The sequence below is a fragment of the Actinoalloteichus spitiensis RMV-1378 genome, assembly GCF_000239155.1.
Classification (GTDB): Bacteria; Actinomycetota; Actinomycetes; order Mycobacteriales; family Pseudonocardiaceae; genus Actinoalloteichus_B; species Actinoalloteichus_B spitiensis.
Genome location: NZ_AGVX02000295.1, coordinates 1 through 6,417 on the forward strand (window position 1 = coordinate 1; position 6,417 = coordinate 6,417).

Annotated in this window: 3 protein-coding genes and 1 tRNA gene; 1 reads left to right on the top strand and 3 read right to left on the bottom strand. The window is 70.9% G+C overall.

Annotation, left to right across the window (positions count from 1 at the left end):
* The 3 genes from otsB to ACTIDRAF_RS0213610 form a co-directional block, all read right to left on the bottom strand.
* Positions 1-2,558: trehalose-phosphatase (gene otsB / locus ACTIDRAF_RS28775; RefSeq protein WP_016699287.1), on the bottom strand; the 2,558-nt coding region annotated here is incomplete at its 3' end.
* 43 nt (positions 2,559-2,601) lie between these two features.
* On the bottom strand, positions 2,602-4,044 hold the full coding sequence (locus tag ACTIDRAF_RS0213605) for an alpha,alpha-trehalose-phosphate synthase (UDP-forming) (RefSeq protein WP_016699288.1): 1,443 nt from the start codon (positions 4,042-4,044) through the stop codon (positions 2,602-2,604).
* A gap of 254 nt (positions 4,045-4,298) precedes the next feature.
* Complete coding sequence (locus ACTIDRAF_RS0213610) at positions 4,299-5,744, bottom strand: threonine/serine exporter family protein (RefSeq protein ID WP_016699289.1); 1,446 nt, start codon at positions 5,742-5,744, stop codon at positions 4,299-4,301.
* Positions 5,745-6,272: 528 nt separating this feature from the next.
* Here ACTIDRAF_RS0213610 and ACTIDRAF_RS0213615 point away from each other — a divergent pair.
* Positions 6,273-6,348 (top strand) — tRNA-Thr (locus ACTIDRAF_RS0213615).
* The last annotated feature ends 69 nt before the right edge of the window (positions 6,349-6,417 follow it).

A 6,417-nucleotide genomic window follows, 5' to 3' on the forward strand; every position in this document is an offset into this window, starting at 1 on the left:
GCCCTGGCGACGGCGACCCGCTGCCGCTGCCCGCCGGAGAGCAGCTTGGCGCACCTGATCAGGCCCACGTGCGAGTAGGCCTGCGGGTGGTTGCCCAGCGACCGCTCGGCGATGGGGTCGTACTCCTCGGGGAGCAGCCCGGTGGGACCGGCGGTGTCGACCAGCTGCTGGAACAGGTCCTCCGCCTCCGTGCGCCGACCGGTCAGCAGGTAGGCCTCGACCATCCAGGCCGCGCAGAAGTGGAAGCCGCCCTCGTCCCCGGGCAGGCCGTCGTCCCGGCGGTAGCGGTACACCGTCGAGCCGCTGCGCAGCTCGGACTCGATCGCCGTCACCGTCGACTGGAACCGGTCGTCAGTGGGGTCGATCAGGCCCGAGAGCCCGACGAAGAGGGAGGCCGCGTCGAGGTCGACACCGTCGTAGGCGGTGGTGAAGGACTGGACCTCGTCGTTCCACCCGTTCTTCAGGACGTCCCTCGCGATCTCGTCCCGCAGGGGCTCCCAGGTCGGGTCGATCTCCCGGCCGTAGCTCTCCGCCAGCCGCACCGCGCGGTCCAAGGTCACCCAGCACATGACCTTCGAGTAGACGTGGTGCCTGGGCGCGTGGCGCTCCTCCCAGATCCCGTGGTCCGCCTCGTGCCAGCGGCGGGACACCGCCTCGGCCATCGCGGTCACCAGCCGCCAGTCGTCGTCGGTGAGCTTGCCCCTCGACTCGGTCAGCATGGCGATCAGATCCACCACCGGGCCGAAGACGTCGAGCTGGACCTGCTGGTTCGCCAGGTTGCCCACCCGGACGGGGCGTGAACCCGCGTAACCCGGGAGGGTGTCGATCACCGCCTCGGGGGGGAGGTTGGTCCCGTAGATCGTGTAGAGGGGGTGGAGCCGTTCCGGGCCCGGGAGGGTCTCGAGCACCCGGTGCAGCCAGTTCAGGAAACCCTCGGCCTCCTCGTGCGACCCGAGCGAGACCAGGGCCTGGGCGGTGAGAGCCGCGTCCCGCAGCCAGCAGTACCGGTAGTCCCAGTTGCGGACACCACCGATCTCCTCCGGCAGCGAGGTGGTCGCCGCGGCCATGATGGCACCGGTCTCCGAGTGGCACAGCCCCCGGAGGGTGAGCGCCGACCGCGCCACCAGGTCGGTCTCCACCGGCGGGAGCGACAGTCCCTGGACCCAACTGGACCAGTACTCGCCGGCCCGCTGCCGCCGCTCCTGCTCCGCGATCTCGTGGGGTCCGAGGTCATCGGTCCCGCAGCGCAGCTCGAGCACCACGTCGTGGCCGGGGGAGGGTTCCACCACGGCACGGGCGGACTCGTGCATGCCGTCCGAGGTGATCTCCCAGACGACGCCCGGAGCGCGCAGGACCATCGGCTCCGAGGTGCCGACGACCCGCAGGCCGTCGGCCTCCGCGATGAGGCGGACCGGCACCTGGCCGAACTCGGGCCGGGGAGCGAACTCGACGCTGGCCGTCGTGTTGCCCGACACCACCCGGACGACGTCCGTCCGGTGCGAACTGGAGTAGTGGTCCAGGTAGTCGGTGACCAGCAACCGGGACCAGCGGGTCTCCACCACCATCGTCCCCGGCAGGTACCGCTGGCCCAGCGGGAGGCCGTTGCGGTTGGGCTTGATGGAGAAGTGGCCCGCGGTGGGTCCACCGAGCAGGTCGGCGAAGACGGCCGCCGAGTCCGGCTCGGGGTGGCAGAGCCAGGTCAGCCGGGCGTCCGGGGTGACCAGGGCGACGGTTCGTTCGTTCGCCAGCATGCTCAGCCGCTCGATGGGCGGGGCCTGCTCACCGAACAGCCAGGTGCGCCGCTCCTCCAGCAGGAACGCGAGCACCGTCGCGACGGCCTGGGCGTCGTCCACCCGGTAGGCGGCGGCGGTGTCGCCCGGCCCCACCTTGATGCCCATGTCCGGGCCCTGGAGGCTCCGGAAGGCCTTCTCGTCGGTGACGTCGTCACCGAAGAACAGTGCCGCCGTCGCGCCCACCTGGTGGCGCAGGGTGTCCAACGCGTTGCCCTTGTTGGTCTGCACCACGGCGAGTTCGATCACCGCCTTGCCTTCGGTGACCTGCACACCGTCCCAGGTCGCCGGGCCGGTGCGCACCGTCTCCAGCACACGTTCGGCGACGTCCGGCTCGGCTCGCCGCACGTGGACGGCGACACTGGCTGGTTTCACCTCCAGGTGGACTCCCTGCCCCTCGTCGGCGAGGGAGTCGAGTTCGGACTGGATGCGGCGGAGCAGCGTGGTGGCCTCGGCTCCGAGCTCGTGGACGAAGCCCACGTCGAACTCGGAGCCGTGGCTGCCCACGAGGTGCACCTCCGCGGGCAGCCGGGACAACGCGGCCAGATCACGGAGTGCCCGGCCGGAGATGACCGCGGTGACGGTGGCGGGCAGCGCCGCCAACGACCGCAGCGCGTGCACCGACTCCGGTAGCGGCTGGGCATGGTCCGGGTCGACGACAATGGGAGCGAGTGTCCCGTCGTAGTCACAGGCGACCAACAGGCGCGGCGTCCTCGCAAGCTGGACGATCGCGCGCCGAAGTTCGGCTGGGAGGGCCTCGGCGGTCAACGCCTCCTCCTCACGGCGTCAGGGATGGGTAAACGAATGAACCTTAGCGGTTCGGCTGCGCCCCCAAAGCCTCGAGAAAAGATCGCGCCCAGCGATCGACGTCATGATTGAGAACTTGACGCCGCAGCGCGCGCATCCTACGGCGTCCCTCCGCCGGGTCAATGTTCAGGGCAGCCTCAAGCGCGTCCTTCACGCCCTCCAGATCGTGGGGATTGACCAGGAAGGCACTGGTCAGTTCGGCGGCGGCTCCCGCGAACTCGCTGAGGACGAGCGCCCCGCCGAGGTCGTTCCTGCAGGCCACGTACTCCTTGCAGACCAGGTTCATCCCGTCGCGGACCGGGGTGACTACCATGACGTCGGCAGCGCAGTAGAAAGCGACGAGGTCCTTGCGGTCGACGGACGAATGCAGGTAATGGACCGCCGGCCGGCCCAGGCGGCTGAACTCGCCGTTGATGCGGCCGACTTCCCGCTCGATCTCCTCCCGCATCTTTTTGTAGTGCTCCAGACGTTCTCGACTGGGAGTCGCCAACTGCACCATGACCGTGTCCGAGGCATCGACCCGTTCCTCGGCCAGCAGTTCGCGGAAGGCGTGCAACCGCAGGTCGATGCCCTTGGTGTAGTCGAGGCGGTCCACGCCCAGCAGGATCCGGCGCGGGTTGCCGAGGTCCGCGCGCAGCTGCGCGGCCCGCCGAGTGCTCTCCTCACTCGCGGCCAGCTGGTCCAGCGACGAGGAGTCGATCGAGATGGGGAAGGCGCCGACCCGGACCGGGCGGTCGCCGACCTGGACGACTCCGGGGCGGTTGCGCACACCGACGCTGCCCTTGGTGGGCTGGAAGCCCGCGAGCCTCCTGGCGAGCCAGAGGAAGTTCTGCGCGCCACCGGGTCGGTGGAACCCCACGAGGTCGGCTCCGAGCAGCCCGCGCACGATCTGCGTGCGCCAGGGGAGCTGCATGAACAACTCGACCGGGGGAAACGGGATGTGCAGGAAGAACCCGATGCGCAGGTCCGGCCGGAGGTCCCTGAGCATCGCCGGAACCAGTTGCAGCTGGTAGTCCTGCACCCAGATGGTGGCGCCCTCGGCGGCCACCGACGCGGTGGCCTCGGCGAACCGCTGGTTGACCCGCACGTAGACGTCCCACCACGTCCGGTCGAAGACCGGGGTGGCGACGACGTCGTGGTAGAGCGGCCACAGGGTCGCGTTGGAGAAGCCCTCGTAGTAGTCCCGGAACTCGGCGGCGGACAGGGCGACCGGGTGCAGCCGCATGTCGCCGTCCTCGAAGGGCGCGACATCGGCGTCGGCGATGCCCGGCCACCCCACCCAGGCTCCCTTGCGGGCTCGCAGGAACGGCTCCAACGCCGTCACCAGGCCACCGGGGCTGTGGCGCCAGCGCTCCGTTCCGTCGGGCAGTCGTTCGAGATCGACCGGAAGGCGGTTGGCGACCACGACGAAGTCGGCACCCGTTGAACCTGGTGTCGTGCTGCCCACTGGCAAAGCCTCCTCAGCAGCGACGAGAGTCGAACGGTGTGGCACCTGCCCCGACCTCCGTTGGCCCTGGCGGCAGCCGGTGACTCTCCGTGTCATCCTCCATTGTTGAGGCTAGCCACAATTCGTGCTGATTGGTGGACGCAGTAAGCGCGATCACATGACCGTGAGTAGTTGAATCGGCTGCTCGTCGCAGCTCACGATCCTCCACATCACGCAGGTCGGAGTTCCTCGGCTGGCAGCGGGGCCAGCCGTGGTCATTCGAGGCGGCGCCGGGACGGCCGCAGCGGCCCCGACATCCTCGGCCCGGAGAAGCGCCGTTCGAGTCGACCGATGCCCGTCCGGACCGGCTGGGCGAGGAACTCACCGAGGACCACCCCGGCTCCGAGGCCGAGGCTGACGCCGGCGGCGAGGACCGCGTCGGACAGCCCGGCGGTCAGGTTGCCCTCGGCGGCGAGCTGGTACACGGCCCGGTAGGTGGCCAACCCCGGCAGCAGTGGCGTGATGCCCGAGACGACCACGATCAGAGTGGGCAGCCGGAGGCGCCTCGTGAGCAGACCCCCCACGAAGCCGATCACCACGGCCGCGCCGGCCGACGCAGGGATCGGACCCACCAGCGCCGTCAGCGACAGCGTGCTGTAGGTGAGCTGGCCGAGCGCACCCGCCCCGCCGGCGACCAGCAGCGTCCGCAGCGGTGCGTAGCTGGCCAGTGCGAAGCAGACCGCGGCCAGGCCGCCGGCGACCACCAGCAGCGGAAGCTGGCTGGCCGCGGGAGGAAGCCTGGCCGCGACGTCGGCGGTGGGGGCGCCGAGGGCGACGCCGATGCGGAGCGCCACGATCACGCCGGTGACCAGGCCCGCCGTCATGATCAGGATCTCGCCTGCCCTACCGGCGGCGGTGACGTTGTACCCACCGACGGCGTCCTGGGCGACACCGACGACGGAGAGCCCGGAGAGGAGCACGACCAGGTTCGCGGCGACCGCGAGCGAGGCACTCCCCCCGCCGAGGACCCCGGACTGGAAGAGCAGCAGTGCGGCCCCGGTCGCCACCGCGCCGCCCACCGCCTGCTGGAAGAAGAACGGCAGGGTGCGGCGGTTGAGGAACCGGCCGATCTGGTCGATCAGTGCGGTGACGAGCGCGGCCAGTCCGGTCAGGAGGGGGCCGGCGCCGATGAGCACCGCGATCGACGCCGCGAGGCCGGCCCAGGCCAGCGAGGACACCCACCGGGGGTAGGGGTGGGCGGCGTTGGTGATGCGTTCCAGCTCGGCGTAGGCCTCCTCGGCGCTGATCTCGAAGCTGGTGATGCGCTGGACGAGGTCCTCGGTGGCGGTCAGCCGGCTGTAGTCGTGCGAGCGGCCTCGTACCACCCGCAGCGTGGTGATCGGGGCCTTCCCGGAACCGAGGTGGCAGCACACGGTGATGGACGTGTAGATGACGTCCACCTCGCAGTGGGGGAGACCGTAGGCGTTGGTGATCGCGATGACCGTGGCGGTGGCGTCGGCCGCACCGGCGCCGCTCGCGAGCTGGACCTCGCCCACCCGCAGCGCGAGGTCCAGCACGAGGTGGATGGTCGACGCCTCGGGCAGCTGTGGTCCGTAGACGGCGGTGTTCTCCACCGTGTTCCCCACCGTGGTGTTCCCCGCCGTGGCGGGCGCTGCCTCCTTCCGGCGCAACGCTTCACGGGCCCGCTGGGCGATACCCACGGACCGGCCTCCTTCGCCTCGTGCCTGCTCGGTCTCTGGTGACGTGGCCGACCTCGGTCGACCAGGACGGGGGCCTTGAGATCACCACGCCGCTCACGACATCGGCGGTGGACCGCCCTCCGTTGCGGGTCGGTGGAGTGGCGTGCGCCACCCTCGATCGAGGTGGTCCCCGGCCGCCTCACCTGCGACAACCGCTGAACGGTCTCGACGCGAGGCCGTCCGCCCTCGCGCGCCCGTGGGGGCCCAACGCGCGGACCGCCGAACTTTGTTCCTGCTCCTGATCGTCCCGTCGCCGGGGGTGTGCGGCAACCGGCAGGGCGGTCCGGGAGGACGAGCGCGCCGCCGGTGGTGGAGCGGTGGGCCGACGTCGTGGTGGAGCCCGGTCGTCGGTCCGCCGCTCCGGCCCTCCGCCCCGGGCTGGTGCGCCGGTACCCCGGCGATCTGGTGGGAGCGTTCCGAGGGGGCGCGCGGTGTGGATACGATGTGGTCGGCGACCGTGACAGCCCCCCGGGGCGGGTGCGGTCACCCGCCGACGTAGCTCAACTGGCAGAGCACTCGCCTTGTAAGCGAGTGGTTAGGGGTTCGAGTCCCCTCGTCGGCTCCAACCCTGGTCAGGGGCGGTTTCGACGCCCCTGCGCGGCGGGGGCGGTGGACGGTGCCCGGGGTCCTCCCC